General features: G+C 54.5%; 27 protein-coding genes and 1 other annotated feature. Of the genes, 14 read left to right on the top strand and 13 right to left on the bottom strand.

Going from position 1 to position 25,248, the window contains the following annotated elements; translation table 11 throughout:
* Positions 1-76: 76 nt before the first annotated feature.
* The 3 genes from bamE to nadK form a co-directional block, all read right to left on the bottom strand.
* On the bottom strand, positions 77-415 hold the full coding sequence (gene bamE, locus GVO84_RS17020) for an outer membrane protein assembly factor BamE (RefSeq protein ID WP_008502502.1): 339 nt from the start codon (positions 413-415) through the stop codon (positions 77-79).
* 138 nt (positions 416-553) lie between these two features.
* On the bottom strand, positions 554-2,215 hold the full coding sequence (gene recN, locus GVO84_RS17015) for a DNA repair protein RecN (RefSeq protein WP_032660461.1): 1,662 nt from the start codon (positions 2,213-2,215) through the stop codon (positions 554-556).
* An 85-nt stretch (positions 2,216-2,300) separates the two neighbouring features.
* Positions 2,301-3,179 (bottom strand): NAD(+) kinase, encoded by an 879-nt coding sequence (gene nadK, locus GVO84_RS17010; protein ID WP_008502500.1) that lies wholly within the window; start codon positions 3,177-3,179, stop codon positions 2,301-2,303.
* A gap of 122 nt (positions 3,180-3,301) precedes the next feature.
* Here nadK and grpE point away from each other — a divergent pair, with 122 nt between their 5' ends.
* Positions 3,302-3,895 (top strand): nucleotide exchange factor GrpE, encoded by a 594-nt coding sequence (grpE, locus tag GVO84_RS17005; RefSeq protein WP_023308880.1) that lies wholly within the window; start codon positions 3,302-3,304, stop codon positions 3,893-3,895.
* Between the two features lie 51 nt (positions 3,896-3,946).
* On the opposite strand, the gene GVO84_RS17000 is transcribed toward grpE, so the two are convergent.
* Together GVO84_RS17000 and GVO84_RS16995 are read right to left on the bottom strand one after the other, a co-directional pair.
* Complete coding sequence (locus GVO84_RS17000; protein WP_032640969.1) at positions 3,947-5,233, bottom strand: HlyC/CorC family transporter; 1,287 nt, start codon at positions 5,231-5,233, stop codon at positions 3,947-3,949.
* Between the two features lie 18 nt (positions 5,234-5,251).
* On the bottom strand, positions 5,252-6,043 hold the full coding sequence (locus GVO84_RS16995; protein ID WP_014884879.1) for a cytochrome C assembly family protein: 792 nt from the start codon (positions 6,041-6,043) through the stop codon (positions 5,252-5,254).
* A 166-nt stretch (positions 6,044-6,209) separates the two neighbouring features.
* Between GVO84_RS16995 and ffh the strand changes: the two genes are divergently transcribed.
* From ffh to GVO84_RS16960, 7 genes are all read left to right on the top strand, one after another.
* Positions 6,210-7,571 (top strand): signal recognition particle protein, encoded by a 1,362-nt coding sequence (ffh, locus tag GVO84_RS16990; protein WP_014884878.1) that lies wholly within the window; start codon positions 6,210-6,212, stop codon positions 7,569-7,571.
* A gap of 116 nt (positions 7,572-7,687) precedes the next feature.
* A complete protein-coding gene (gene rpsP / locus GVO84_RS16985; RefSeq protein ID WP_003863133.1) occupies positions 7,688-7,936 on the top strand; it encodes a 30S ribosomal protein S16 in 249 nt (82 codons plus the stop codon).
* Between the two features lie 15 nt (positions 7,937-7,951).
* Positions 7,952-8,491, top strand: a complete 540-nt coding sequence (rimM, locus tag GVO84_RS16980) for a ribosome maturation factor RimM (protein WP_029741020.1) — start codon at positions 7,952-7,954, stop codon at positions 8,489-8,491.
* A 31-nt stretch (positions 8,492-8,522) separates the two neighbouring features.
* The gene (gene trmD / locus GVO84_RS16975) at positions 8,523-9,290 is read left to right on the top strand and encodes a tRNA (guanosine(37)-N1)-methyltransferase TrmD (protein ID WP_014832949.1); all 768 of its coding nucleotides are present in this window, start codon (positions 8,523-8,525) and stop codon (positions 9,288-9,290) included.
* A gap of 43 nt (positions 9,291-9,333) precedes the next feature.
* A complete protein-coding gene (rplS, locus tag GVO84_RS16970) occupies positions 9,334-9,681 on the top strand; it encodes a 50S ribosomal protein L19 (RefSeq protein ID WP_002914145.1) in 348 nt (115 codons plus the stop codon).
* 132 nt (positions 9,682-9,813) lie between these two features.
* Positions 9,814-10,218 carry a DUF2946 domain-containing protein gene (locus GVO84_RS16965; RefSeq protein ID WP_047646190.1) on the top strand — a complete coding sequence of 135 codons (405 nt, stop codon included), beginning with the start codon at positions 9,814-9,816 and terminating at the stop codon, positions 10,216-10,218.
* Between the two features lie 39 nt (positions 10,219-10,257).
* Positions 10,258-11,628: a PepSY-associated TM helix domain-containing protein gene (locus tag GVO84_RS16960; RefSeq protein ID WP_159514718.1), complete on the top strand. Its 1,371-nt coding sequence runs from the start codon at positions 10,258-10,260 to the stop codon at positions 11,626-11,628.
* A 2-nt stretch (positions 11,629-11,630) separates the two neighbouring features.
* Here the strand turns inward: GVO84_RS16960 and GVO84_RS16955 are convergent, their stop codons facing one another.
* The 4 genes from GVO84_RS16955 to GVO84_RS16940 form a co-directional block, all read right to left on the bottom strand.
* Positions 11,631-12,116 carry an OmpA family protein gene (locus tag GVO84_RS16955; RefSeq protein ID WP_159514717.1) on the bottom strand — a complete coding sequence of 162 codons (486 nt, stop codon included), beginning with the start codon at positions 12,114-12,116 and terminating at the stop codon, positions 11,631-11,633.
* 12 nt (positions 12,117-12,128) lie between these two features.
* The gene (gene dgcN, locus GVO84_RS16950) at positions 12,129-13,349 is read right to left on the bottom strand and encodes a diguanylate cyclase DgcN (RefSeq protein WP_159514716.1); all 1,221 of its coding nucleotides are present in this window, start codon (positions 13,347-13,349) and stop codon (positions 12,129-12,131) included.
* Positions 13,342-13,893 carry a YfiR family protein gene (locus tag GVO84_RS16945; protein WP_228057921.1) on the bottom strand — a complete coding sequence of 184 codons (552 nt, stop codon included), beginning with the start codon at positions 13,891-13,893 and terminating at the stop codon, positions 13,342-13,344. Before GVO84_RS16945 ends, dgcN begins: the two co-directional genes overlap by 8 nt.
* Positions 13,894-14,031: 138 nt before the next feature.
* Positions 14,032-14,406, bottom strand: coding sequence for a DUF2799 domain-containing protein (locus GVO84_RS16940; protein WP_159514715.1), 375 nt, complete (start codon positions 14,404-14,406; stop codon positions 14,032-14,034).
* Between the two features lie 214 nt (positions 14,407-14,620).
* Here GVO84_RS16940 and aroF point away from each other — a divergent pair, with 214 nt between their 5' ends.
* Genes aroF through GVO84_RS16925 form a run of 3 tightly spaced genes read left to right on the top strand, consistent with a single transcriptional unit; the run spans position 14,621 to position 17,756 of the window.
* The gene (gene aroF / locus GVO84_RS16935; RefSeq protein WP_063930426.1) at positions 14,621-15,691 is read left to right on the top strand and encodes a 3-deoxy-7-phosphoheptulonate synthase AroF; all 1,071 of its coding nucleotides are present in this window, start codon (positions 14,621-14,623) and stop codon (positions 15,689-15,691) included.
* Between the two features lie 10 nt (positions 15,692-15,701).
* Positions 15,702-16,823 carry a bifunctional chorismate mutase/prephenate dehydrogenase gene (tyrA, locus tag GVO84_RS16930; RefSeq protein ID WP_159514714.1) on the top strand — a complete coding sequence of 374 codons (1,122 nt, stop codon included), beginning with the start codon at positions 15,702-15,704 and terminating at the stop codon, positions 16,821-16,823.
* Between the two features lie 60 nt (positions 16,824-16,883).
* Positions 16,884-17,756, top strand: coding sequence for an SMP-30/gluconolactonase/LRE family protein (locus tag GVO84_RS16925; protein WP_159514713.1), 873 nt, complete (start codon positions 16,884-16,886; stop codon positions 17,754-17,756).
* Here the strand turns inward: GVO84_RS16925 and pheA are convergent.
* From pheA to bamD, 4 genes are all read right to left on the bottom strand, one after another.
* Positions 17,753-18,913: a bifunctional chorismate mutase/prephenate dehydratase gene (pheA, locus tag GVO84_RS16920; RefSeq protein WP_063144128.1), complete on the bottom strand. Its 1,161-nt coding sequence runs from the start codon at positions 18,911-18,913 to the stop codon at positions 17,753-17,755. The two genes, GVO84_RS16925 and pheA, sit on opposite strands and share 4 nt — an antisense overlap.
* Positions 18,914-18,943: 30 nt before the next feature.
* Positions 18,944-19,069, bottom strand: a sequence feature (Phe leader region).
* A complete protein-coding gene (gene pheL / locus GVO84_RS16915; RefSeq protein ID WP_100249759.1) occupies positions 19,021-19,068 on the bottom strand; it encodes a pheA operon leader peptide PheL in 48 nt (15 codons plus the stop codon). Its footprint overlaps the feature before it by 48 nt.
* Before the next feature lie 110 nt (positions 19,070-19,179).
* Positions 19,180-19,521 (bottom strand): ribosome-associated translation inhibitor RaiA, encoded by a 342-nt coding sequence (gene raiA, locus GVO84_RS16910; protein WP_003863162.1) that lies wholly within the window; start codon positions 19,519-19,521, stop codon positions 19,180-19,182.
* A gap of 268 nt (positions 19,522-19,789) precedes the next feature.
* On the bottom strand, positions 19,790-20,527 hold the full coding sequence (gene bamD, locus GVO84_RS16905) for an outer membrane protein assembly factor BamD (protein WP_063144127.1): 738 nt from the start codon (positions 20,525-20,527) through the stop codon (positions 19,790-19,792).
* A gap of 131 nt (positions 20,528-20,658) precedes the next feature.
* On the opposite strand from bamD, the gene rluD reads away from it, so the two are divergent.
* The 3 genes from rluD to clpB all read left to right on the top strand — a co-directional run bounded on the left by rluD (position 20,659) and on the right by clpB (position 25,070).
* Positions 20,659-21,639, top strand: coding sequence for a 23S rRNA pseudouridine(1911/1915/1917) synthase RluD (gene rluD / locus GVO84_RS16900; protein ID WP_023333072.1), 981 nt, complete (start codon positions 20,659-20,661; stop codon positions 21,637-21,639).
* A complete protein-coding gene (gene yfiH, locus GVO84_RS16895; protein ID WP_121424404.1) occupies positions 21,636-22,367 on the top strand; it encodes a purine nucleoside phosphorylase YfiH in 732 nt (243 codons plus the stop codon). The genes rluD and yfiH overlap by 4 nt, the downstream gene beginning before the upstream one ends.
* A 129-nt stretch (positions 22,368-22,496) precedes the next feature.
* Positions 22,497-25,070, top strand: a complete 2,574-nt coding sequence (clpB, locus tag GVO84_RS16890; protein WP_023308864.1) for an ATP-dependent chaperone ClpB — start codon at positions 22,497-22,499, stop codon at positions 25,068-25,070.
* The last annotated feature ends 178 nt before the right edge of the window (positions 25,071-25,248 follow it).

Genomic DNA, 25,248 nt, shown 5'->3' with positions numbered 1-25,248 from the left:
GGGCTACGATTCTGCGTAAGAATTCAGATACAAAAAAGGTGCTCAATGAGCACCTTTTTGCATTTCCGACTTCTGATTATTTGGTCAGGGCAGGCTTGTTGTCGATGTTGGTCAACACACCGGCGCTGCTGAAGGTCAGCGTCAGGGTCTGCTGGGTCGCATCTTCGTGGCCCGGCTTCTGACGGAATACATAGAACCAGGTGTTAGTGCCGAACGGATCGGACATCATTGGGGTTCCCAGTGCATAAGCGACCTGCTGTTGTGTCATCCCCACACGGATTTTGGACACATCGTTAGGGGTAAGGTAGTTCCCCTGGTTGATGTCAGGACGGTAAACCACTTTCTCCAGAGTGGAACAGCCTGCGGTCAACATCAGAAGAACCGCTGCGGCAGCGGTCAGCATTTTACAACGCATAGTGATTTGATTCCTTTTCGGGCCCGAGCAGAACGCGGCTCATATGTAATATGCCGATGATAATAGACCTTGCCCCACTTTGAAACCGGTCTGGCGGCGTTTTTGTTGTTCTGTATGACCCTGAGATCCCGAAAAAGTTTATGCCGCCAGCAGTTCTTTCGCGTTCGCGAGCGTATTACGGGTGACTTCGCTGCCGCCGAGCAGGCGTGCCAGCTCCTGCAGGCGCGCACGTTTATCCAGCGGCTTCATGTGCGTTTCGGTCATTTCACCGTCGGTTTCTTTGCTGACGATAAAGTGATGATGACCACAGCCCGCGACCTGCGGCAGGTGGGTGACACACATCACCTGCGTTGATTCGCCTAGCTGGCGCAGCAGTTTACCTACTACCGCCGCCGTTGGGCCGCTGATGCCGACATCCACTTCATCGAAAATCAGCGCCGGGGTTTCCATTTTACGCGCGGTAATCACCTGAATCGCCAGCGCAATACGCGACAGTTCACCACCGGAGGCCACTTTGGAAATAGCCTGCAGCGGCTGCCCCGGGTTGGTGGTGACGCGGAACTCGATGCGGTCCGCCCCTTCCGCCGTCAGGTGGTTCTCTTCAAAGCGGACATCAATGGTGAAGACGCCGTGCGGCATCGCCAGCGTGTGCATGCTGTCGGTGATGTGCTGGCTTAACTCCTGGGCGTAATGCTGACGGATTTCATGCAGCTTTTGCGCTGTCGCCAGCGCCTGTTCATGGTGCAGGTTCACCGCCAGAGAGAGGGTTTCCTGTGAGTCAGCCTGATCGTCAAGCTGCTGCTGTTCTTCCAGCAGAGACTGATAGTAGCCCGGCAGCTCTTCCGGCGTGACGTGGTGCTTGCGCGCCAGTGAAATCTGACGGGAGATACGCTGCTCAAGCTCGAACAGACGGTTCGGGTCGAGATCCAGACGTTCACAGTAGTGGCGCAGTTCGTCGCTGGCTTCGGAGATCTGAATCGCCGCTTCTTCCAGCATATCCAGGACGCCTGAAAGCTTGCTGTCCATGCCGACCAGTTCGGTAATCAGCTGGCGGACGTTATACAGCTGGCTCTGCAGGTTCACGTCTTCGCCATCCGCCAGCAGGTTGAGCGCATTCTGACTGGTTGAGAGCAGGTGACCGCTGTTCGCCAGGCGTTTGTACTCTTCGTCGATTTGCTCAAACTCACCCGGCTGCGGGTTGAATTCGTTCAACTCTTTAAGCTGGTACGCCAGCAGCTCCGCACGTGCGGCGCGCTCCTGGCTTTGCTGCTGGTGCTGGGCGAGCTCGCGGCAGCTCTGATGCCACTGGCGATAGTGCTCCGCCATAAGCTGAGTAAGCGCGTACTCACCCGCATAGCCATCCAGCAGCGCTTTCTGCTGTTCAGGTTTGACGAGTTGCTGGTGCGCGTGCTGACCGTGAATCTGGATAAGCAGTTGGCCGAGTTCGCGAAGCTGGGAGAGCGGAACCGCCGTGCCGTTGATAAAGCCACGTGAACGACCGTCGCTGCTGATTACGCGGCGAAGTAAACACTCACGTCCATCTTCAAGCTGGTTCTGCTCCAGCCAGCGCTGGGCGGCAGGGGTGTCTTTCAGGGAGAAACGGGCGCACAGGTCGGCACGGTTTGCGCCCATGCGCACCATGTCGCCCTCTGCGCGGCCGCCAAGGCACAAGCCGAGGGCATCAATGGCAATGGATTTACCTGCACCGGTTTCCCCGGTGATCGCCGTCATGCCGCTGTGGAAATCGATCTCAAGCTCACGAACAATGGCAAAGTTGCTGATGGTCAGTTGTGCCAGCATAATTGTTTTCCTGTATGAAAAACCATAACTGTGTTTTCATACAGTATAAACTGGTTTTATATACAGTAAAGTACTGGATGCAAAATCAGAACAATTTTTTTGACCAGCCAAGCTTCGAGCTTAATGTGTTGAAATAGCTGTAATCTTTCGGATGAATCAAATTCAGGTGGTAATCACACCGACGAATGAGGACATCTTCACCTTCCTGGATCGGCAGCGCTATCTGGCTGTCGCAGCTGATCTCCAGGTCGTTACGGCGATGCGAGAAGCGCAGACGTATCGTGCTGTCGCCGTTGATGACCAGCGGGCGGGCGGAGAGCGTGTGCGGGAACATTGGCACCAGGGTAATGGCATCCAGCGAAGGCGTCAGGATCGGGCCGCCGGCAGAAAGCGAGTAGGCGGTTGAGCCGGTCGGGGTGGAGATAATCAGCCCGTCAGAACGCTGGGAGAAGGCAAAAATTTCGTCAATATAGACTTCGAACTCGATCATGTGCGCCACTTTACCGGGGTGCAGCACCACCTCGTTAATCGCGGTGCTGATGCGCTTCTGGCAGTCCTGCTGGCATACCTGCGCTTCCAGTAAAAAGCGTTTTTCACTGATATAGTGGCCTTCCAGCACGTCGGCCAGCTGCTGTTGCGCATTGTCCGGATCGAGGTCGGTTAAAAAGCCGAGATTGCCACGGTTGATGCCGATGACCTTGATGTCATAGCGCGCCAGCGTGCGGGCCGCACCGAGCATGTTGCCGTCGCCACCCACCACCACGGCGAGATCGGCCTGTTGGCCAATTTCCGCCAGCGTGCCGGTTTTGACGCTCTTCAGCTGCAGCTCCTGGGCAATCTGCTGCTCGACCATCACTTCATAGCCTTTGCTACACAACCAGCGATACAACATTTCATGTGTCGTTAGTGCGGTAGGGTGACGCGGATGCCCGACTATCCCAATACACCTGAAATGATTATTCATTTTCTGGAGGTCCTTGTGCCTGATGAATGATGACAATCTGTCTTGTTCCCTTGAATCCCGGAAACTGATCCCCATAATAAGCGAAGTTAGCGAGATGAATGCAGAAAAACGCGGAGAAATTCATGAGTAGTAAAGAACAGAAAACGCCTGAGGGGCAAGCCCCTGAAGAAATTATCACGGAACAGCACGATGAAGTTGAGGCTGTAGAGCCAGACGCATCTGCTGAGCAGGTGGACCCGCGCGATGAAAAAATTGCGAATCTGGAAGCCCAGCTGGTAGAAGCACAGAATCGCGAACGCGATGGTGTTCTGCGCATCAAGGCGGAAATGGAAAACCTGCGTCGTCGTACCGAGCAGGACGTTGAGAAGGCGCATAAATTTGCGCTGGAGAAATTCGTCAACGAACTGCTGCCGGTAATTGATAGCCTCGATCGCGCGCTGGAAGTGGCTGACAAAGCGAATCCGGACAACGCGGCGATGATCGAAGGTATTGAACTGACGCTGAAATCCATGCTCGACGTGGTGCGTAAGTTTGGCGTGGAAGTGATTGCCGATACCGACGTACCGCTGGATCCAAACGTTCACCAGGCGATTGCCATGGTCGAGTCCGAAGAGGTGGAAGCCGGTAAAGTGCTGGGCGTGATGCAGAAAGGTTACACCCTGAACGGCCGTACCATTCGCGCTGCGATGGTGACCGTGGCGAAAGCGAAAGCGTAATTTGCCATCCGTAGTGCCGGGTGGCGGCGTTCGCCTCACCCGGCCTAAACCTTACTCAGCGATACTTTCGCGCAGGGGTTTAACGGGCAGAACTTTCACCTGCTTAATCATGTTGTCCTGCACGTCCAGGATATCAATATCGTACTGCTCAATGCGCACCCGCGTGCCCGCCGCCGGGATCTCTTCCAGCGCTTCCAGAATCATCCCGTTAATGGTTCGAGCCTCATCTTCCGGCAAATGCCAGTTAAAGGCTTTGTTGAGTTCACGAATGTTCGCACTACCGTCAATCAGCACCGAGCCGTCGTTTTGCGGGGTGACCTCTTCCGCGAGGGAAGGCGACATCGACGTGGTAAAGTCCCCGACAATTTCTTCCAGAATATCTTCGACCGTCACCAGCCCTTGAATATCGCCGTACTCATTGACCACCAGGCCGACCTTCTTCTTGTTGCGCTGGAATTTCACCAGCTGCGTGCTGAGCGGGGTTCCTTCCGGCACGTAGTAAATCTCGTCGGCGGCGCGCAGCATCACCTCTTTGGTGAACTCTTTTTTCTCGGTCATCAGACGGTAGGCTTCGCGCACGCGCAGCATGCTGATGGCGTCATCCAGCGAGTCGCGATACAGCACAATGCGCCCGTGCGGGGAGTGCGTCAGCTGGCGAACGATGGCTTTCCAGTCGTCATTGATGTCGATACCGACGATTTCGTTACGCGGCACCATGATGTCATTTACGCTCACCTTTTCCAGATCCAGCACCGACAGGAGCATGTCCTGATTGCGTCGGGAGATCTGCGAGCGGGATTCATGCACAATGGTGCGAAGCTCTTCTTTGCTGAGCGCGCTGCTGATGGTGACATCGGCTTTGATCCCCACCATCCGCATCAGTACGCGCGTCACCATGTTCAGCAGCCAGACCAGCGGCATCATCAGGATCAGCAGCGGTGCCAGCAGGAAGCTGCTCGGGTAGGCGACTTTCTCAGGGTAAAGCGCGGCGATGGTTTTCGGCAGCACTTCGGCAAACACCAGCACCACGAACGTCAGCACGCCGGTGGCAATCGCCACCCCGGCGTTGCCGTAAAGGCGCATCCCGACAATAGTGCCGAGGGCGGAGGCCAGAATGTTGACAAGGTTGTTGCCGATGAGCACCAGGCTTATCAGGCGATCCGGCTTGCGGAGCAGTTTTTCAACGCGACGTGCGGCACGGTTACCCTGCTTAGCGCGATGACGTAACCGGTAGCGGTTTAAGGTCATCATGCCGGTTTCCGAGCCGGAGAAATAGGCGGAGATGACCACCATGACGATCAGCGTAACGATCAGCGTGGTGGTAGAGATGTGTTCCAGGGGGAACTCCTTTGTTTCTTAGCCAGCAAATTGCTGTATGAAGCGGCTGCCAAAATAGGCAAGAGTGAGAATGCCCGCGCCAGCGACGTTGAACCAGACCACGCGACGACCGCGCCAGCCTTCATGATAATGGCCCCATAACAGGACAATATAGACAAACCACGCGATGATGGAGAGCACTGCTTTATCGATGTTCTCCACGCTGAACAGGTTCTTCATGTAAAACAGGCCCGTGCAGAGCGTCAGCGTCAGCAGCACCACGCCCACCTGGGTGATGTGGAACATCTTACGCTCAATGACCATCAGCGGCGGCATTTCATGGTTAAACGCCAGCTTTTTGTTTTTCAGCTGGTAGTCAATCCAGGCGAGCTGCATGGCGTAAAGCGCGGCGATGATCAGCGTCGCGTAGGCAAAGAGCGACAGGCCGATATGCACCAGCATCCCCGGGGTAGCCTCCAGATGCGTAATGAATTCATTAGGCATAAAGGTGGCGAGAGCCAGATTGATCAGCGCGAAGGTATAGACAATCGGCAACAGCAGCCAGCCGCGATTTTTAGACGCGACGATGGTCATTACCGTACAGATCATCAGGCTGACCAGCGAGCCGACGTTGAGGACGCTCAGGTTTTGCACGCTGCCGTCGCCGGGAATGATGCGTGATTCCAGCGCAAACGCGTGGCTAATCAGTGCGATCACCGCGGAAAGAATAGCCATGCGCCGCCAGCCGCTGTTTTTTTGCAGCAGTCCGGGAACGATCAGCGCGAGGCTGACAGAGTAGGCAACAAGGGCGATCAGTGCGAAAACAGGCATATAGGCATCGACAGTTGTCTTAATAAGAAAGAGAAGCAGTATAACGTTACGTGACGCCTGCTCCAACCGTTGCATAACAACAAAGGCGCCTTCATGTTATACTCCGGCAAAATTCTGTGTATGTGTCGCCCATGGCGGCCCAACGTTTCTACTCAGGCGAGAGACAATGTTTGATAATTTAACCGATCGTTTGTCGCGCACGCTGCGCAACATCAGCGGCCGCGGACGCCTTACTGAAGAGAACATCAAGGAAACGCTGCGCGAAGTGCGCATGGCGCTGCTGGAAGCAGACGTCGCGTTGCCGGTTGTTCGTGATTTTATCAACCGCGTAAAAGAGAAGGCGGTTGGTCATGAAGTTAACAAGAGCCTGACCCCGGGTCAGGAGTTCGTCAAAATCGTTCGTAATGAACTGGTTTCGGCGATGGGCGAAGAGAACCAGGTGCTTAACCTGGCGGCTCAGCCGCCGGCCGTGGTGCTGATGGCGGGCCTGCAGGGTGCGGGTAAAACGACCAGCGTCGGTAAGCTGGGTAAGTTCCTGCGTGAAAAGCACAAGAAGAAAGTGCTGGTGGTCTCTGCGGACGTCTATCGCCCGGCGGCGATCAAACAGCTGGAAACCCTGGCCGAGCAGGTCGGCGTAGATTTCTTCCCGTCCGACGTGGCGCAGAAGCCTGTCGACATCGTTAACGCGGCGCTGAAAGAAGCGAAGCTGAAATTCTACGACGTGTTGCTGGTGGATACCGCCGGTCGTCTGCACGTTGACGAAGCGATGATGGACGAGATCAAGCAGGTGCATGCCTCTATCAACCCGGTAGAGACCCTGTTCGTTGTCGACGCCATGACCGGTCAGGATGCGGCGAATACCGCGAAAGCGTTTAACGAAGCGCTGCCGTTAACCGGCGTGGTGCTGACCAAAGTGGACGGTGACGCCCGCGGCGGTGCGGCGCTCTCCATTCGTCACATCACCGGTAAGCCGATTAAATTCCTCGGCGTAGGCGAGAAAACTGAAGCGCTGGAGCCGTTCCACCCGGATCGTATTGCCTCCCGTATCCTCGGCATGGGCGACGTGCTGTCGCTGATCGAAGATATCGAGAGCAAGGTTGACCGCGCGCAGGCCGAGAAGCTGGCCAGCAAGCTGAAAAAAGGCGACGGTTTCGATCTCACCGACTTCCTTGAGCAGCTGCGTCAGATGAAAAACATGGGTGGCATGGCCAGCCTGATGGGCAAACTGCCGGGCATGGGCCAGATCCCTGACAACGTGAAAGCGCAGATGGATGACAAGGTGCTGGTGCGTATGGAGGCGATCATCAACTCGATGACCCTCAAAGAGCGCGCTAACCCGGATATCATCAAAGGTTCCCGTAAACGCCGTATCGCAGCCGGTTGCGGCATGCAGGTGCAGGACGTTAACCGCCTTCTGAAACAGTTCGACGACATGCAGCGCATGATGAAGAAAATGAAGAAAGGCGGCATGGCGAAGATGATGCGCGGTATGAAAGGCATGATGCCACCCGGTTTTCCAGGGCGTTAATCGCTTTTGAGATTGCTTTTTGCCCGAAAATGAGTAAAATTTTCGGGCTTTTAATATGACACCCGGGCTCCGTTCCTCGATGGGGCCCGGTTGTTTTATTCACACAAGAGGATGTTATGGTTACTATTCGTTTAGCTCGTCACGGCGCTAAAAAGCGTCCGTTCTACCAGGTTGTTGTGACTGACAGCCGTAATGCACGCAACGGTCGCTTCATCGAGCGCGTTGGTTTCTTCAACCCACTGGCCGCTGGCGCAGAAGAAGAAACTCGTCTGGATCTGGATCGTATCGCTCACTGGGTTGGCCAGGGCGCTACTGTTTCCGATCGCGTTGCTACGCTGATCAAAGCAGCAAACAAAGCAGCTTAATCTGTCACGGTGGTCATGATGAGCAATAAAGCACCTGTTGAACCGATCGTATTGGGAAAAATGGGTTCTTGCTACGGTATCCGTGGTTGGCTCAGAGTGTTTTCCTCCACTGAAGACGCTGATAGCATTTTTGATTACCAGCCCTGGTTTATCCAGAAAGGCGGTAAGTGGGAAGAGGTCGAGCTGGAAAGCTGGCGTCACCACAATCAGGACATCATCATCAAGCTGAAAGGCGTTGACGATCGTGATGCCGCGAATGCGCTGACTAATTGTGAAATTGTCGTGGATTCGTCGCAGTTGCCACAGCTGGAAGAGGGCGACTACTACTGGAAAGACCTTATGGGTTGCCAGGTAGTCACTACCGAAGGCTACAGCCTGGGAAAAGTCATCGATATGATGGAAACCGGGTCAAATGACGTTCTCGTCATTAAGGCAAACCTGAAAGATGCATTTGGCATCAAGGAGCGGTTGGTTCCGTTCCTCGATGGACAGGTTATCAAGAAAGTCGATCTCACTACTCAAACCATTGAAGTAGATTGGGATCCTGGTTTTTAAATTCTCCGGATAAACGGTAAAAGACGGCGCTATGTGGATTGGCATAATTAGCCTGTTTCCTGAAATGTTCCGCGCGATTACCGATTACGGGGTAACTGGCCGGGCAGTAAAGAATGGCCTGCTGAGCATCCAGAGCTGGAGTCCTCGTGACTTTACTCATGACCGGCACCGTACCGTGGACGATCGTCCTTACGGCGGCGGACCGGGGATGCTAATGATGGTGCAACCCTTACGGGATGCCATTCACACAGCAAAAGCCGCGGCAGGTGAAGGCGCAAAGGTGATTTATCTGTCACCTCAGGGACGCAAGCTTGATCAAGCGGGCGTGAGCGAACTGGCGACGAATCAAAAGCTGATTCTGGTCTGTGGGCGCTACGAAGGGATAGATGAGCGCGTAATTCAAACCGAGATTGACGAAGAATGGTCTATCGGCGATTACGTTCTCAGCGGTGGTGAGTTACCCGCAATGACGCTGATTGACTCCGTCGCCCGGTTCATTCCGGGGGTTCTGGGCCATGAAGCTTCGGCAACGGAAGATTCCTTTGCCGATGGGTTGCTTGACTGTCCACACTATACTCGTCCTGAAGTGTTAGAAGGGATGGAAGTACCGGCAGTGTTACTGTCTGGAAACCATGCCGAGATACGTCGCTGGCGTTTGAAGCAGTCGCTGGGCCGAACCTGGCTTAGAAGACCTGAACTTCTGGAAAACCTGGCTCTGACTGAAGAGCAAGCAAAGTTGCTGGCCGAGTTCAAAACTGAACACGCGCACCAGCAGCATGAACATGATGGGAATGCGTAATACGCTCCCGAATATCAGTTTACCCAGGATAAGAGATTAAATTATGAGCAACATTATTAAGCAACTTGAACAAGAGCAGATGAAGCAGGACGTACCTTCCTTCCGTCCAGGTGACACCGTGGAAGTGAAAGTATGGGTTGTTGAAGGTTCCAAAAAACGTCTGCAGGCATTCGAGGGCGTGGTTATCGCTATTCGTAACCGCGGTCTGCACTCTGCATTCACTGTTCGTAAAATTTCCAACGGCGAAGGCGTTGAGCGTGTCTTCCAGACTCACTCTCCGGTAGTTGACAGCATTGCTGTTAAACGTCGTGGTGCTGTACGTAAAGCTAAACTGTACTACCTGCGTGAGCGTACTGGTAAGTCTGCTCGTATTAAAGAGCGTCTGAACTAAGATTCGCTTAAGCGACATCCTGTTAGAAAGGGCTGGCCGAAAGGCCGGCCCTTTTTTTATCCCTGCGCATTTCTCACGTTAACCCTTTTGTCATAAATCATTTACAATGCTTGCCTCTTGAGTGGAGGGGACGTGGATAACGTACTGCATCAGCCTAACCGGAAACGCGCTGCGGCATTGACCGCGCTGTTTGCGATCCTGCTGATCGTGGTGGCGCCGCTTATCTCCGTCTCGCTGCAGAAAGATCCCATGAGCGCGATGCCTGGCATGCATCATGACATGAGCATGATGTCGATGGATGAGCATCATGGCGATATGCCGCACACGATGCCTGTCGACCATGCGGAAGCGTGCGGCTACTGCGTGCTGTTAGCGCACGTCCCTGGCGTGATGCTGGCGCTGATCGTCCTGCTCAGCGTGGTGCTGCAGAGGCTTCGCGTTAAGCCGCCGCGCCAGGCGGTCAGCCACTGGCACTTTTTCCCCTGGCTTTATCCTGATACCCGCGCGCCGCCGCGGCAGTCTGCTTTTTCCCTTTAAAAAATAAATCAATAACTTACTGCCTTAAAAAGGAAAAGTATGACTACCTGCACTCCGCGCGCGGCATGGGGAAACCTGCTGCGTCGCCTCCATTTCTACGTTGGGCTGTTTGTCGGCCCGTTTATCTTCTTTGCCGCGCTGACCGGTACGCTGTATGTGGCGACCCCGCAGCTGGAGAATGCGCTCTACCGGCACGCGCTCCACGCGGATTCCGTGGGCAAGCCGCAGCCGCTGGCGGAACAAATTGCCGTGGCGGAAAAAACCGTTGGATCGGATGTGCGTTTGCACGCCGTGCGTCCGGGGCTGGCTGAAGGGGAAACCACCCGCGTGATGTTTACTGACCCGGCGCTTGGGCCCTCTGAGAACCGGGCTATTTTTATTGATCCGGTAAGCCTGGCGGTGCTGGGGGATATGACGGTATACGGCACCAGCGGGATTTTACCGCTGCGTCAGACCATTGATTACCTGCATACCTCTCTGATGCTGGGCGACGTGGGGCGACTTTACAGCGAGCTTGCGGCCTCGTGGATGTGGGTTGCCGCGCTGGGCGGTGTTGGCCTGTGGTTTTATACCCGCCCCAAACGGCGGATCAATAATCGCTTCCAGAATCGACGTCGCCTGCACGTGACGCTGGGCTGGAGTCTGCTGGGCGGAATGCTGCTGTTCTCAGCAACCGGCCTGACCTGGTCCCAGTGGGCTGGCGGGAACGTTGACAGGCTGCGGGCTGAGATGAACTGGCTCACCCCGCAGGTGAACACGACGCTTTCCGGTCAACATGAGACCGTGGATGAACATGCCGAACACCGTGGTCATCACGGCGGAATGATGATGCCGGAAATGGCGATGGATTTGACGCAGTTTGACGGGGTGTTAAACGCGGCGCGTAAAGCGGGGATTGATGCCAACAGGCTGGAGATCCGCCCGGCGAAAACGGTGGATAGCGCCTGGACAGTGACGGAAATCGATCGCAGCTGGCCGACCCAGGTCGATGCCGTTGCGGTTGATCCTTCTACGATGCAGGTCCTGGACAGAACCCGATTCGAGGATTTCCCCCTAATGGCAAAACTGACCCGCTGGGGCGTGGATTTCCATATGGGGATCCTATTCGGGCTGGTGAATCAGCTGCTGCTCGTGGCGTTCGGCCTCGCCCTGTGCGTGCTCATCATCTGGGGGTACCGGATGTGGTGGATGCGCCGTCCGGCGCAATCGGCCGTGGATCCGGTGCAGACGCTTTGTCAGAGCTGGCTGGCGCTGTCAGGTTGGGGAAGAGGGGTTACGCTGATAATCAGCGTACTGCTGGGGCTGGCCTTGCCGGTCATGGGCGTGAGTCTGGCGCTGTTTGTTCTGGTGGACTGGCTGCGCTGGCGAGCGGCAACCAGGGTGACGCTCGCCGAAACATCCGCTAAATAACCCTATGGCGTGCTGATAACCACTGCGACGCGGCGGTTTTCAGCGCGCCCTTGCGGAGTACTGTTGCTCGCAACCGGGTATTTTTGACCTAATCCCTGCGTGGTGAGATTGCTGCGCGGGATATTTGCCCCCTTCGCCCAGGCATCGGCCACGGCGTTGGCGCGTTTTAACGACAGCGCTTCGTTGTAGCTTTCTTCCCCGTAATTATCCGTGTGACCGTCCATTCGCGCGTGGTTCAGGCCGGTTTCCGCCAGGCGGGAGGCCATGGATTGGATCTGCGTTTCACTTTCCGGACGCAGTCTGGCGTCATTTTTATCAAACAGGATGGTGTCCGACATGCCGAGTGACCAGTCACCGTTCAGTTCGTTAAAACCGTAAGACTTCATCGCCGCAATTTGCTCAGGAGTGAATTTGCCTTCCGGCGGCGACTGACAGCCTGCCAGAACCAGTGAGGCCAGTACTATCGGCGCGAAGTAACGTTTTAACATAGTGTATCCTTTCTAACTTATTGTTTTCGTACGCTGGTTTTTCACCTGGTACATATTGCGGTCAGCCCTCTCCAGTAACGCTTCCACGGAAGCATTTTCCCACGCCAGAGCAAAGCCAATGCTGAGTGACATCGATGCTTTTTGTCCGTTATGCAGATCAAACGGACGGATAAACTGCTGCGAAAGCGCAGCGCAAATGTGTTGAACCTCAAGCTCAGAGTGCACGCCGTACAGCACCATGGCGAATTCGTCACCGCCAAGGCGGTATGCCTGATGACGTTTGTCGCCAAACTCCATCATCCTGCTGGCGACTTCAATCAGCACGCAGTCTCCTGCCGCATGTCCCCAGGTGTCGTTAATAAACTTAAAATTATCACCGTCGAGGAAGAGCAGGGCCGAGTTCATTTTGGCAGAAGGGTCGTTCATTAAGGCCGCAATGCTGTTACGAAACGCAGCGCGGTTGGCAAGACCGGTGAGCGGGTCGTGCATGGCGGTACGCAACAGCTGGGCGTTTTTCGCCTGGAGCTTCAGCTGCCACTCTTCCATCTCATCCAGAAGGCTGTTGAAGTCTTCACCAAACTGGTGAAATTCTTCGATACGCCCGTCTTTCACCCGGCGGGAGAAGTTGCGGTTAGTACGAACGTCATGCACGACGTCGGTAATGTTTTGCAGGGCCGTGACCATGCCGTGATGCAAAGACTGGGTAATAGCAAGCGCGACGGCGGTAGCAAAAAGAATGCAGCCGGTCAGGACGGCAAACGACATCCAGATGAAATGGCTGATCAGGCTGTCACGCGCGGTAAGGCGGATTTCGCCGATCGTTAAGCCGTTATGCATGATGGGCTGCGCAACCGGTACGGGGAAAAGCCAGCGGCTGACCAGCGCGCCCAGCGTATCGTTGTTATCTTCCGGGTTCCAGGACCAGTAGGCAAACTGCTTTTTATGCGCGTTGATAACCTCGGCCTGGGCAAACTGGCCCTGTTTGCCGAGGGCTGCGAGCGTTTCGTTGGCCGCCAGGGAATCGTTGAACACCAGAGAGGCTTCCAGGCTGTGGCTCATTGTGGCGCCGGTTAGTTCAAGATTCTTTTGCGCGTATTGTTTTAAGGTTACGACGGAAGCAAAACAGAGCAACAGCCATATTAACGTCATCGTGATGATGACGCTTATCATGCTGTTTCGCCTCAACGTTCTTTTAAACGTCGGACGCGGCGTTGAAGTGAAATCTTTATCCATGCTGCTTATTCCGGGCAAGCATTAATACATCCGGATTGACTCTTACGCCACTGCGCGTCAATGCGTCCAGGTTGACGGAGAACCGTACCTGGCCGCGATCGATTATCAGGCAAAAGGCACTGCCAATTACGCATTCCGGATTTTGCTCTGAGATTAATAGCAATGCTCTGCCCTGATATTGACTTATTAATTCAAGTTGTTTTGCTGGTGATTCAGACCCGAAATAAATCGCATCGCACGTTGCGGCCAGGGCTTCCCGATCGTTACGTACAATAACGGGAGTATAAGGTAACTCGCTATGCCCCTCATCGCCGCTGAGGGCGTGCGTATAGTGAGAAGTGGCGTAGACGCAGAGTTTAGGCTGACCGGAAAGTGACGGCCATCGCGTATAGCTCACAATGCCTGAGACAATCGAGCGTACCGATTTATCCGTTTCCGTAAGCGTGCCTGCCGCCGCAGGGCCCACCATAAGGAACAGCATTAACACCAGAGTGAGTCGGAAAAAAGAGATCAAGAATAAATTTCTCACCAGAATCCGCCACATCGCTCCGGAAATAGATGTCCTTAAGAGTTGCGGGCAGAATACCATTGTTTATCAGAGCCGTCATTATGTCAGAAATAGCCTAATGCCGACCTAAGCTAAATCCTACTGTTGGTTATTCTCCGGTGGATAAAAATAGCCTTAATTCAGTCTGCTGGAACGCATACTTTCATCCATCCCTTTCTGCCATGACGCACGCAGTTTTGTCGTGTTTTCGGCAGTATCGCAGCTGGCAGGGAAAGATTTCCCGGCTAATCCCCAGGCATGAATAAATCCTTCTTCGCAGACTTTCTTCTGACCGTCAGCATAGCCGCGAAGATATTCGCTACGATCAACGTGTGTGTCGTTAAAACTATCGGCCAGGGCCTGGTTATCTTTAACCGGCAGGCCATTCATGGCGTCTTCTTTACCGGCATCAAACCAGGATGGGCTGGTCCAGTCGGGCTGGAAGGTGTAAGGATTGATCTGACAGCCCGTTAAAAACAGCGACAACAGCGCGAGAGCAATTGAACGCATAGCCATTCTCCTTTTTTCTTCAGCATAGCCTGGCTAAAGAAAATCTGTCTGTAATTTAAAGTTTACGTTTTTATCGGCTGTTTTTTGCAATAAATTGGCTTGTGTAAACTAATGTGTACGTATTTTGGATTGAAATGTTTACTTTTTATGGTATCGTGGTTCCACCTCATTGAGGAAAACAACTATCGCAAACGAGCTTTACAGGATCGCCATCATGCAAAAAGACGCGCTGAACAACGTACATATCACTGACGAACAGGTTTTAATCACTCCGGATCAGCTGAAAGCGGAATTTCCGCTGAGCGTCGCGCAGGAGGCTCAGATCGAGCACTCCCGCCAGACCATTTCTGACATTATCGCCGGCCGCGATCCGCGCCTGCTGGTGGTATGCGGTCCTTGCTCCATTCACGATCCTGAAACCGCCATTGAGTACGCTCGTCGATTTAAAGCATTAGCGGAGGAGGTCAGCGATAGCCTCTATCTGGTGATGCGCGTCTATTTTGAGAAGCCACGTACTACCGTCGGCTGGAAAGGGTTGATTAACGATCCGCACATGGATGGCTCGTTTGATGTGGAAGCAGGCCTGAAAATTGCGCGTCGCCTGCTGGTGGAGCTGGTTAGCATGGGGCTGCCGCTGGCAACCGAAGCGCTGGATCCAAACAGCCCGCAGTACCTGGGCGATCTGTTCAGCTGGTCCGCGATTGGTGCGCGTACCACGGAATCGCAAACCCACCGCGAAATGGCGTCGGGCCTGTCGATGCCGGTTGGCTTTAAAAACGGTACCGATGGCAGCCTGGCGACGGCGATCAACGCCATGCGCGCTGCCGCCATGCCGCACCGTTTCGTCGGTATTAACCAGGCGGGCCAGGTCTGCCTCCTGCAAACGCAGGGCAACCCGGATGGCCATGTGATCCTGCGCGGCGGGAAAGCACCTAACTACAGCCCGGCGGACGTGGCGCAGTGTGAAAAAGAGATGGAGCAGGCGGGACTGCGCCCGGCACTGATGGTAGATTGCAGTCATGGTAATTCGAATAAAGATTACCGTCGCCAGCCTGCGGTTGCGGAATCCGTGATCGCACAGATCAAAGATGGCAACCGTTCGATTATCGGTCTGATGATTGAGAGCAACATTCATGAAGGCAATCAGTCATCTGAACAACCGCGCAGTGCAATGAAGCACGGCGTCTCCGTGACGGATGCCTGCATCAGCTGGGAGACGACCGATGCGCTGCTGCGTGAGATCCACCAAGATTTGAACGGCCAGCTGGCGACGCGTCTGGCTTAAGAGGTTTGTTATGGTTGCTGAATTGACCGCACTGCGCGATCAAATTGATGAAGTGGATAAGGCGCTGCTGGGCCTGCTGGCGCGCCGCATGGCGCTGGTTGCCGAAGTCGGTGAGGTGAAAAGCAAATACGGCCTGCCGATTTACGTCCCGGAGCGCGAAGCCTCAATGCTGGCCTCCCGTCGTAAAGAGGCCCAGGCGCTGGGCGTTTCGCCGGATTTGATTGAAGATGTTCTGCGTCGAGTGATGCGGGAATCCTATTCCAGCGAAAACGACAAGGGCTTTAAAACCCTCTGTCCGTCCCTGCGGCCGGTAGTGATTGTCGGCGGTGCAGGGCAGATGGGGCGTCTGTTCGAAAAAATGCTGACGCTTTCTGGCTATCAGGTGCGCATTCTGGAAAAAGAGGACTGGGCGCATGCTCCGGAGCTCATGAAAGATGCCGGGATGGTTATCGTCAGCGTGCCGATCCACGTGACGGAGCAGATCATCGAAAAGCTGCCTCCTTTACCGAATGACTGCATCCTGGTGGATCTGGCCTCCGTCAAAAATGGTCCGCTGCAGTCCATGCTGGCTGCGCATACGGGCCCGGTGCTGGGTCTGCACCCGATGTTTGGCCCGGACAGCGGCAGCCTGGCAAAGCAGGTGGTGGTTTACTGCGACGGTCGTCAGCCGGAAGCCTATCAGTGGTTCCTGGAACAGATTCAGGTATGGGGGGCGCGACTGCACCGCATCAGCGCGGTCGAGCACGATCAGAACATGGCGTTCATTCAGGCGCTGCGCCACTTTGCGACGTTTGCCTACGGTCTGCATCTGGCGGAAGAGAACGTGCAGCTTGAACAGCTGCTGGCACTCTCTTCACCTATCTATCGTCTGGAGCTGGCGATGGTCGGGCGCCTGTTTGCTCAGGATCCGCAGCTTTACGCGGACATTATTATGTCCTCCGAGAACAACCTGGCGCTCATCAAGCGCTACTATCAGCGCTTTGGTGAAGCCATTACGCTGCTGGAGCACGGAGACAAGCAGGCGTTTATCGACAGCTTCCGCAAGGTCGAGCACTGGTTTGGCGATTACGCGCAGCGTTTTCAGAGTGAGAGCCGAACGCTGTTGCGCCAGGCAAATGACAGTCGCCAGTAATGCGATGATGTATATACTGAAAGCCAGCATTGCTGGCTTTTTTTATTTTGGGGAACTGTCATGGCCGAACCGCAGCTGCTGTTGAATTACACCGGGCATCTGCCTGAATGCCCGACGTGGAGCGCAGAAGAGCACGCGCTCTACTGGGCCGATATTCTGGAAGGAGAGATCCACCGCTACCATCTGCCGACGGCAGAACACACCGTGCTTTCTTTCCATGAGGAGGTGGGCTGTTTTGCTCTGCGCGAGCAGGGTGGTTTTATCGTTGCGATGCGAACGGGTATCTGGCTGACCGATAAACACGGCCTGCTGCGCCGCAAGGTGTGTGATAACCCCTCTAACCCGCAGCTCGCACGTTTTAACGACGGCGGCACCGATCATCAGGGACGGTTCTATGCGGGCACCTTTTGGGGGCCGGGAGATTACAACGGCGCGTTGCTGATGCGCATCGACAACGACCTGACGCCGAAAGTGATCCAGTGCGATATTCACGGGCACAACGGCTTAGCGTTTAGCCCGGACAAGCGGTGGATGTTTACCTCAGACACGCCAAACGGCGTAATTTACCGCACGCCGCTTGACGAGCAGGGCGAACCCGGCAGGCGTGAGGTGTTTCGTCAGTTTAAAGAGGGCGAAGGGATACCGGACGGCGCGGCCATGGATGTGGAAGGCTGTTACTGGAGCGCGCTGTTTGACGGCTGGCGTATTGCGCGTTTTTCTCCGCAAGGGGAACAACTGGAAGAATACCGCATGCCGGTACGTTGCCCGACGATGGTCTGTTTTGGCGGCGATGACATGAAAACGCTGTTTATTACCACCACGCGGGAAAATATGGACGCGGAGGAGGTGGCGAAGTATCCGCTCTCCGGCGCCATCTTCACCCTGCCGGTGAGCGTGGCAGGGATGAAGAAAAGCCGGTTTATCGAACGTTAAGCCGGGTCAACCGGGACCACGTTCTCGCTCGGATAGCAGCCCAGCACCTTCATGGAGCGCGTGATCTCGCCCAGTTCGCGCAGGGCTTTCTGCATGGATGCAGATTCCAGGTTGGCCTGGATATCAAGGTAGAACATCTCTTCCCACGGATTGCCGTGGATCGGACGTGATTCCAGCTTCGTCATGATCAGATTGTGATTACGCAGTACCAGCAGGGCTTCAACCAGCGCACCGGCCTGTTGGCCGGTTGCCATCAGCAGGGTGGTTTTAGCCGGAACCTGATCCGAGACATCAATAGCTTTACGCGCCAGCACCACGAAACGGGTGATATTTTGCGTCTGGTTTGCCAGATTGCGTTCCAGTACCTGTAAACCATACAGCGCGCCGCCCGCTTCGCTGCCGAGCGCGGCGACGGTTGGGGAGTTAGCCTGCGCCACTTTTTCCATCGCCGCCGAGGTGCTTTCGGTGTACTCAATTTTCCAGTTCGGATAGCGGTTCAGGAACTGGCTGCACTGCTGGAACGGCTGTGGATGACTGTAGACCGTTTCGATCTTGCTCAGGTCGGTTGAACCCGAGACCAGAACGCAGTGATCGATAGGGATCGTCAGTTCGCCGACCAGCGACAGGCTAGTGTGCTGCAGCAAATCGTAGACATCATTAATGGCGCCGGAGCTGGTGTTCTCAATAGGCACGACGGCGTAATCCGCCTGGCCGGTCTCAACCTGATTAAAAATGTCGGCAAACTTCGCACAGCCGCTCTCGATAAACTCTTCGAAATGGCGTGCGGCATACTGACGTGCGGCCAGGTGAGAATAAGAGCCCTTCGGCCCGAGGAAGGCGATACGCGCAGAGTGCGGATTGGTTTTATTCAGATGCTGCTGGAGTAACGCTTGCTGGGTGAGAACGGAGTCTTCGATGATGAGCTGGAACAGCCGGGTGATGTAGTGGGCATCGAGGTGATGCGCTTTACCGAGCTGGATCAGACGCTCCAGCAGATCGCGCTCGCGGTCGATATCACGTACCGGGCGATGGGAGTCCAGCTTGGCTTTGCCCACTTCGACGGCGAGCGCGCGGCGTTCGGCCAGCAGCGCCAGTAATTTCTCGTCCAGCGCGCTGATTTTTACGCGCAGATCCAGTAACGGGTTTTCCGGTGTCATAGTGTTGCCTGTCTCATTTTATCGTTATCAATAAAAAAGGCCTCCCGCTGTGGGAGGCCTTGTTGTTCGTCTTCGCATTCTTTATCACACGACGAAACGCCTCCCAGTCAGGGGAAGGTAAAAAAGAATGCGAAGAAGAACGGCGTAAGTTTCATGAAGTCATCCTGTGATTGATACCGTTAAAGTACCCGTACTGTTTTCACCCTGTCAATAAAAAACAAAAAACGCGCCCGAAGGCGCGTTGGCGGTACACTCAATTTAAAGGATTACTCTTCTTCAACTTCTTCCGCGAAGCTGGCGTCTTTCACCGATGTTGCGGCGCGACGGGCTTCACCTTTGTGTTGCACTTTATTGAGCTGCCGTTCCAGCTTGTTGATCAAATCGTTAATAGCGGTGTACATATCCTCGTGTTTTGCGCTGGCGACCAGATGGCCGTTTGGAGTATTGATAGTTGCGTCAGCGATGAAACCCTGCGGCTCCTTGGACAGGATGATATGTGGATTAATCAAATGAGTTTGCCATTTATCCAGTTTGGCGAGACGGTCTGCGACGTGCTGGCGGATTGCCGGAGTAATTTCCATTTGTTTACTGGTAATGTTCATTGTCATAAATTTTACCTCTTGTCTTTCCGTCTTGGTGATTCCAGCATACCCGACCTAATGTCAAAATGTGTGATTTAGATCACGTTATTTTGTCGGTTTTTGTCAGGGAATCTTTTTTGTGAGGCAGGGCAGGAAGAGGTGAGATTTACCTTGTCGAAGGCAAAAATTGGGGCCATAGTTGACTGGATGTGTTGAGGCTAACGCGCTTCAGCGACGCTCTAAAATGAATAAAAAAACGGCAGCCTTCGGGCTGCCGTTTTGCATTGAGGCAAGATCAGGTGTTGCTGCTGTTCGCTGCGATGATTTTCGCCACTTTTTCAGCCTGAGCGGTCATCTGCATCTGACGGTAAGCGTTCTCCATCAGCTTCAGGCCGTCGCGCGTTGCCTGAGTATCCGGATAATCACGCAGCATACCTTCTACGCGGTTAACCACGGCAACCCATGCGCCACGGCGGGTATAGTATTCCGCCACGGAGTATTCATATTTCGCCAGACGATCTTTCAGGAACACCAGACGCTTGGTGGCATCGGTCACGTACTGACTGTTCGGATAGCCGCGCACCAGCTTGGAGAAGTCATTGAAGGCATCACGCGCATGCTGCGGGTCACGGTCTGAACGATCCACGCCGAAGAAGCCCTGCAGCGCACTGTCGTCCAGCGCCATGTTGGTGAGGCCGCGCATGTACATCACATAGTCGATGTTAGGATGAGTCGGGTTCAGACGTATGAAACGATCGATGGTTGCCTGAGCCAGCGGCAGATCGGCATTTTTATAGTATGCATAGATGAGATCTAACTGTACCTGCTGCGAATACGGGCCAAATGGATAGCGATTATCCAACGCTTCCAGTTGCGTTATCGCCTGTTTCCAGTTACCGTCCTGCAACTTTTGTTGTGCAGTCGCATAGATTTCATTCGGCGGATTGTCAGGGACCTGTTCATTTGAACCGGAGCAGCCCACCAAAGCCAGGCTCAACGTGGCCGCTGCCACCAGATATTTCATGCGCGTCATGACGTTTTGACTTTCCTCAAATGTTTGTCCGGGAGAAACTCTGTTCCTGCTCCCGATTAAGACCAGCTACAATAGCACACTATATTAAACGGCAAAGCCGTAAAACCCAACGTTAAACGAAGAAGCAGTTTATGGCACAACGAGTAGAACTCACCGCAACAGTCTCCGAAAATCAGCTCGGTCAACGCTTAGATCAGGCTTTGGCCGAATTGTTCCCTGATTATTCGCGTTCACGCATAAAAGAATGGATCCTTGACCAGCGCGTGCTGGTAAACGGCAAGATCTGGGACAAACCAAAAGAGAAAGTGTTAGGTGGGGAAGCTGTCGCCATCAATGCTGAAATCGAAGAGGAAATCCGCTTCGAGCCGCAGGATATCCCACTGGACATCGTCTATGAAGATGATGACATTCTGGTGATCAACAAGCCGCGCGACCTGGTTGTTCATCCGGGCGCGGGGAATCCTGACGGTACGGTACTTAACGCACTTCTCCATTACTATCCGCCGATCGTGGATGTCCCGCGCGCGGGCATCGTGCACCGTCTGGATAAAGACACCACCGGTTTGATGGTGGTGGCGAAGACCGTTCCTGCTCAGACCCGTCTGGTGGAATCGCTGCAGCTGCGTGAAATCACCCGCGAGTATGAAGCGGTAGCCATTGGGCATATGACCTCTGGCGGAACGGTGGAAGAGCCAATCAGCCGTCACCCAACCAAACGTACCCATATGTCGGTGCATCCGATGGGTAAACCGGCGGTGACACACTATCGCATTATGGAACACTTCCGTATTCATACGCGCCTGCGTCTGCGTCTGGAAACCGGGCGTACTCACCAGATCCGCGTGCATATGGCCCACATTACCCATCCGCTGGTGGGGGATCAGGTCTACGGCGGTCGTCCGCGTCCGCCTAAAGGCGCGTCGGATGAGTTCATCAGCGTATTGCGTAAATTCGATCGTCAGGCGCTGCACGCGACCATGCTGCGTCTTTATCACCCTATCACCGGTATTCAGATGGAGTGGCACGCGCCTATCCCGCAGGATATGGTGGACCTTATTGACGCCATGCGTGCTGATTTCGAAGAACATAAGGATCAAGTGGACTGGTTATGACCAAACTGATTGTCCCGGAGTGGCCATTGCCTGCAGGCGTGGCTGCCTGTAGTTCAACCCGTATTGGCGGTGTTAGCCAGGGCGCGTGGGAGTCTTTGAACCTCGGTGCGCACTGTGGCGACAACCTGGAACACGTTGAAGAGAACCGCAGGCGTCTGTTTGCTGCGGGGAACTTGCCGTCGAAACCGATCTGGCTGGAACAGGTTCATGGTAACGCGGTGCTGAAGTTGACGGGGGAACCCTATGCTTCTAAACGCGCTGATGCCTCTTACAGTAATACTCCGGGAACCGTTTGTGCCGTGATGACCGCCGATTGTCTGCCGGTTTTGTTCTGTAACCGTGCAGGTACCGAGGTGGCAGCAGCACACGCGGGCTGGCGTGGTCTGTGTGAAGGCGTGCTCGAAGAAACAGTCGCCTGCTTTAACGATGAGCCTGCCAATATTATGGCCTGGCTTGGCCCGGCCATTGGTCCTCGCGCTTTTGAAGTGGGGCCAGAGGTTCGCGAAGCCTTTATGGAAAAAGATCCGCAAGCGGTGGAAGCCTTCCTGCCTTCGGGGGATAAATATCTGGCCGATATCTACCAGCTCGCCCGCCAGCGCCTGAACAACGTTGGCGTGTCGCAGATCTTCGGCGGCGATCGCTGCACATTCACCGAAAAGGGTGATTTTTTCTCCTATCGCCGCGACAAGACCACGGGACGTATGGCAAGTTTCATTTGGCTGATATAACCTAAAGAATCAAGACGATCCGGTACGTGCCGTTTTCTTTTCACATAATTCAGGTCATTAACCTTGAATAATTGAGGGATGACCTCATTTAATCTCCAGTAGCAAATTTGACCTGTTATGGGAGGAGTTATGCGTCTGGATCGTCTTACTAATAAATTCCAGCTTGCTCTCGCCGATGCCCAGTCCCTCGCACTGGGGCACGACAACCAATTTATCGAACCTCTTCATTTAATGAGCGCCTTGCTGAATCAGGAAGGGGGATCGGTACGTCCTTTATTAACGTCCGCTGGCATTAATGCTGGCCAGTTACGCACTGCCATCGATCAGGCGCTGAGCCGTTTGCCGCAGGTAGAAGGTACCGGCGGAGACGTTCAGCCGTCGCAGGATCTGGTACGCGTGCTGAATCTTTGCGACAAGCTGGCGCAAAAACGTGGGGACAACTTTATTTCGTCAGAGCTGTTTGTTCTGGCGGCGCTTGAATCACGCGGCACCTTGACCGACCTGCTGAAATCTGCCGGCGCGACCACCGCCAATGTGACTCAGGCGATTGAGAAAATGCGCGGAGGTGAAAGCGTGAACGATCAGGGAGCCGAAGACCAACGTCAGGCTTTGAAGAAATTTACGGTCGATCTGACCGAGCGTGCTGAGCAGGGCAAACTTGACCCGGTGATCGGCCGTGACGAAGAAATTCGCCGTACGATTCAGGTACTGCAGCGTCGTACCAAGAACAACCCGGTGCTGATTGGTGAGCCGGGTGTCGGTAAAACTGCCATTGTTGAAGGGCTGGCGCAGCGTATCGTCAACGGTGAAGTGCCGGAAGGCCTGAAAGGCCGTCGCGTACTGGCGCTGGACATGGGCGCGCTGGTGGCCGGTGCGAAATACCGCGGCGAGTTCGAAGAGCGTCTCAAAGGCGTGCTTAACGACCTGGCGAAGCAGGAAGGTAACGTTATCCTGTTTATCGACGAACTGCACACCATGGTCGGTGCGGGTAAAGCGGACGGTGCGATGGATGCCGGGAACATGCTGAAACCTGCGCTGGCGCGCGGTGAACTTCACTGCGTCGGCGCCACTACGCTTGATGAGTATCGTCAGTACATTGAGAAAGATGCTGCGCTGGAACGTCGCTTCCAGAAAGTGTTTGTTGCTGAGCCAAGCGTTGAAGATACCATCGCGATCCTGCGTGGTCTGAAAGAGCGCTATGAACTGCACCACCACGTGCAGATCACTGACCCGGCCATCGTTGCGGCGGCGACGCTTTCTCATCGTTATATCGCTGACCGTCAGCTGCCGGATAAAGCGATCGACCTGATTGATGAAGCGGCTTCAAGCATTCGTATGCAGATTGACTCGAAACCGGAAGAGCTGGACCGACTCGACCGACGCATCATTCAGCTCAAGCTGGAACAGCAGGCGCTGAAGAAAGAGTCTGATGAAGCCAGTAAGAAACGCCTGGATATGCTCAATGAAGAACTGGACGATAAAGAGCGCCAGTATTCTGAGCTGGAAGAAGAGTGGAAAGCCGAGAAAGCATCCCTTTCCGGCACTCAGACCATCAAAGCTGAGCTCGAACAGGCAAAAATTGCCATTGAGCAGGCGCGTCGCGTCGGCGATTTGGCGCGGATGTCTGAACTGCAGTACGGCAAAATTCCTGAGCTGGAAAAACAGCTTGAGATAGCGACGCAGTCAGAAGGGAAAACGATGCGTCTGTTACGTAATAAGGTGACGGATGCAGAAATCGCGGAAGTGCTTGCTCGCTGGACCGGTATTCCGGTGGCGCGCATGCTGGAAGGCGAGCGTGAAAAACTGCTGCGCATGGAGCAAGATCTTCACAATCGGGTGATTGGTCAGAACGAAGCGGTTGAGGCGGTATCGAACGCTATTCGCCGTAGCCGAGCGGGGCTGTCCGATCCAAACCGCCCGATTGGTTCGTTCCTGTTCCTGGGGCCGACGGGGGTCGGTAAAACCGAGCTGTGTAAAGCGCTGGCTAACTTTATGTTCGACAGCGACGATGCGATGGTGCGTATCGATATGTCCGAGTTTATGGAGAAACACTCCGTCTCACGTCTGGTAGGTGCGCCTCCGGGATACGTGGGTTATGAAGAAGGTGGCTATCTAACAGAAGCGGTTCGCCGTCGCCCTTATTCCGTCATCCTGCTGGATGAGGTGGAAAAAGCGCACCCGGATGTGTTCAACATCCTGCTTCAGGTGCTGGACGATGGTCGTCTGACCGACGGGCAGGGGAGAACGGTCGACTTCCGTAATACGGTTGTCATTATGACCTCGAACCTGGGTTCTGATTTGATTCAGGAACGTTTCGGTGAACTGGACTACAGCCATATGAAGGATTTGGTGCTCGGTGTCGTGAGCCATAACTTCCGTCCTGAGTTCATCAACCGTATTGATGAAGTAGTGGTATTCCATCCTCTGGGTGAGAAACACATTGCGTCGATTGCGCAGATCCAGCTGCAGCGTCTGTACAAACGTCTGGAAGAGCGTGGGTATGAAATTCACATCTCCGACGAGGCGTTGAAGCTGCTTAGCGAGAATGGTTACGATCCGGTGTACGGTGCGCGTCCATTAAAACGTGCTATCCAGCAGCAGATCGAAAACCCGCTGGCGCAGCAGATTCTCTCCGGAGAGTTGATTCCAGGCAAAGTTATTCGTCTGGAAGCCAACGACGATCGCATTGTGGCAGTGCAGTAAGTCACAAAACGCAAAAACGAGCCGCTTGCGGCTCGTTTTTGTTTAAAAACCAGGCGAAAATTGAGGTCTGGTCTTGGTTTTGCCTGGAAAGTGAGCGGTCAGTAAATAAATTTCACTTTATCCTTGCAGGTTCGGAATTACTCCCTATAATGCGCCTCCACTGACACGGAACAACGGC

This window comes from Enterobacter sp. SM3, assembly GCF_009811935.2.
Lineage (GTDB): Bacteria > Pseudomonadota > Gammaproteobacteria > Enterobacterales > Enterobacteriaceae > Enterobacter > Enterobacter asburiae_D.
The sequence above is the reverse complement of the archived record's forward strand: the minus strand, read 5'-3'. Positions and strand labels throughout refer to the sequence as shown.

What these genes read in the sequence shown, in the direction of transcription:
- bamE (WP_008502502.1), bottom strand. Translation starts at nt 415, where the DNA reads ATGCGTTGTAAAATGCTGACCGCTGCCGCAGCGGTTCTTCTGATGTTG.
- recN (WP_032660461.1), bottom strand. Translation starts at nt 2,215, where the DNA reads ATGCTGGCACAACTGACCATCAGCAACTTTGCCATTGTTCGTGAGCTT.
- nadK (WP_008502500.1), bottom strand. Translation starts at nt 3,179, where the DNA reads ATGAATAATCATTTCAGGTGTATTGGGATAGTCGGGCATCCGCGTCAC.
- grpE (WP_023308880.1), top strand. Translation starts at nt 3,302, where the DNA reads ATGAGTAGTAAAGAACAGAAAACGCCTGAGGGGCAAGCCCCTGAAGAA.
- GVO84_RS16995 (WP_014884879.1), bottom strand. Translation starts at nt 6,043, where the DNA reads ATGCCTGTTTTCGCACTGATCGCCCTTGTTGCCTACTCTGTCAGCCTC.
- ffh (WP_014884878.1), top strand. Translation starts at nt 6,210, where the DNA reads ATGTTTGATAATTTAACCGATCGTTTGTCGCGCACGCTGCGCAACATC.
- rpsP (WP_003863133.1), top strand. Translation starts at nt 7,688, where the DNA reads ATGGTTACTATTCGTTTAGCTCGTCACGGCGCTAAAAAGCGTCCGTTC.
- rimM (WP_029741020.1), top strand. Translation starts at nt 7,952, where the DNA reads ATGATGAGCAATAAAGCACCTGTTGAACCGATCGTATTGGGAAAAATG.
- trmD (WP_014832949.1), top strand. Translation starts at nt 8,523, where the DNA reads ATGTGGATTGGCATAATTAGCCTGTTTCCTGAAATGTTCCGCGCGATT.
- rplS (WP_002914145.1), top strand. Translation starts at nt 9,334, where the DNA reads ATGAGCAACATTATTAAGCAACTTGAACAAGAGCAGATGAAGCAGGAC.
- GVO84_RS16960 (WP_159514718.1), top strand. Translation starts at nt 10,258, where the DNA reads ATGACTACCTGCACTCCGCGCGCGGCATGGGGAAACCTGCTGCGTCGC.
- GVO84_RS16955 (WP_159514717.1), bottom strand. Translation starts at nt 12,116, where the DNA reads ATGTTAAAACGTTACTTCGCGCCGATAGTACTGGCCTCACTGGTTCTG.
- dgcN (WP_159514716.1), bottom strand. Translation starts at nt 13,349, where the DNA reads ATGGATAAAGATTTCACTTCAACGCCGCGTCCGACGTTTAAAAGAACG.
- GVO84_RS16945 (WP_228057921.1), bottom strand. Translation starts at nt 13,893, where the DNA reads ATGTGGCGGATTCTGGTGAGAAATTTATTCTTGATCTCTTTTTTCCGA.
- GVO84_RS16940 (WP_159514715.1), bottom strand. Translation starts at nt 14,406, where the DNA reads ATGCGTTCAATTGCTCTCGCGCTGTTGTCGCTGTTTTTAACGGGCTGT.
- aroF (WP_063930426.1), top strand. Translation starts at nt 14,621, where the DNA reads ATGCAAAAAGACGCGCTGAACAACGTACATATCACTGACGAACAGGTT.
- tyrA (WP_159514714.1), top strand. Translation starts at nt 15,702, where the DNA reads ATGGTTGCTGAATTGACCGCACTGCGCGATCAAATTGATGAAGTGGAT.
- GVO84_RS16925 (WP_159514713.1), top strand. Translation starts at nt 16,884, where the DNA reads ATGGCCGAACCGCAGCTGCTGTTGAATTACACCGGGCATCTGCCTGAA.
- pheA (WP_063144128.1), bottom strand. Translation starts at nt 18,913, where the DNA reads ATGACACCGGAAAACCCGTTACTGGATCTGCGCGTAAAAATCAGCGCG.
- raiA (WP_003863162.1), bottom strand. Translation starts at nt 19,521, where the DNA reads ATGACAATGAACATTACCAGTAAACAAATGGAAATTACTCCGGCAATC.
- bamD (WP_063144127.1), bottom strand. Translation starts at nt 20,527, where the DNA reads ATGACGCGCATGAAATATCTGGTGGCAGCGGCCACGTTGAGCCTGGCT.
- rluD (WP_023333072.1), top strand. Translation starts at nt 20,659, where the DNA reads ATGGCACAACGAGTAGAACTCACCGCAACAGTCTCCGAAAATCAGCTC.
- yfiH (WP_121424404.1), top strand. Translation starts at nt 21,636, where the DNA reads ATGACCAAACTGATTGTCCCGGAGTGGCCATTGCCTGCAGGCGTGGCT.
- clpB (WP_023308864.1), top strand. Translation starts at nt 22,497, where the DNA reads ATGCGTCTGGATCGTCTTACTAATAAATTCCAGCTTGCTCTCGCCGAT.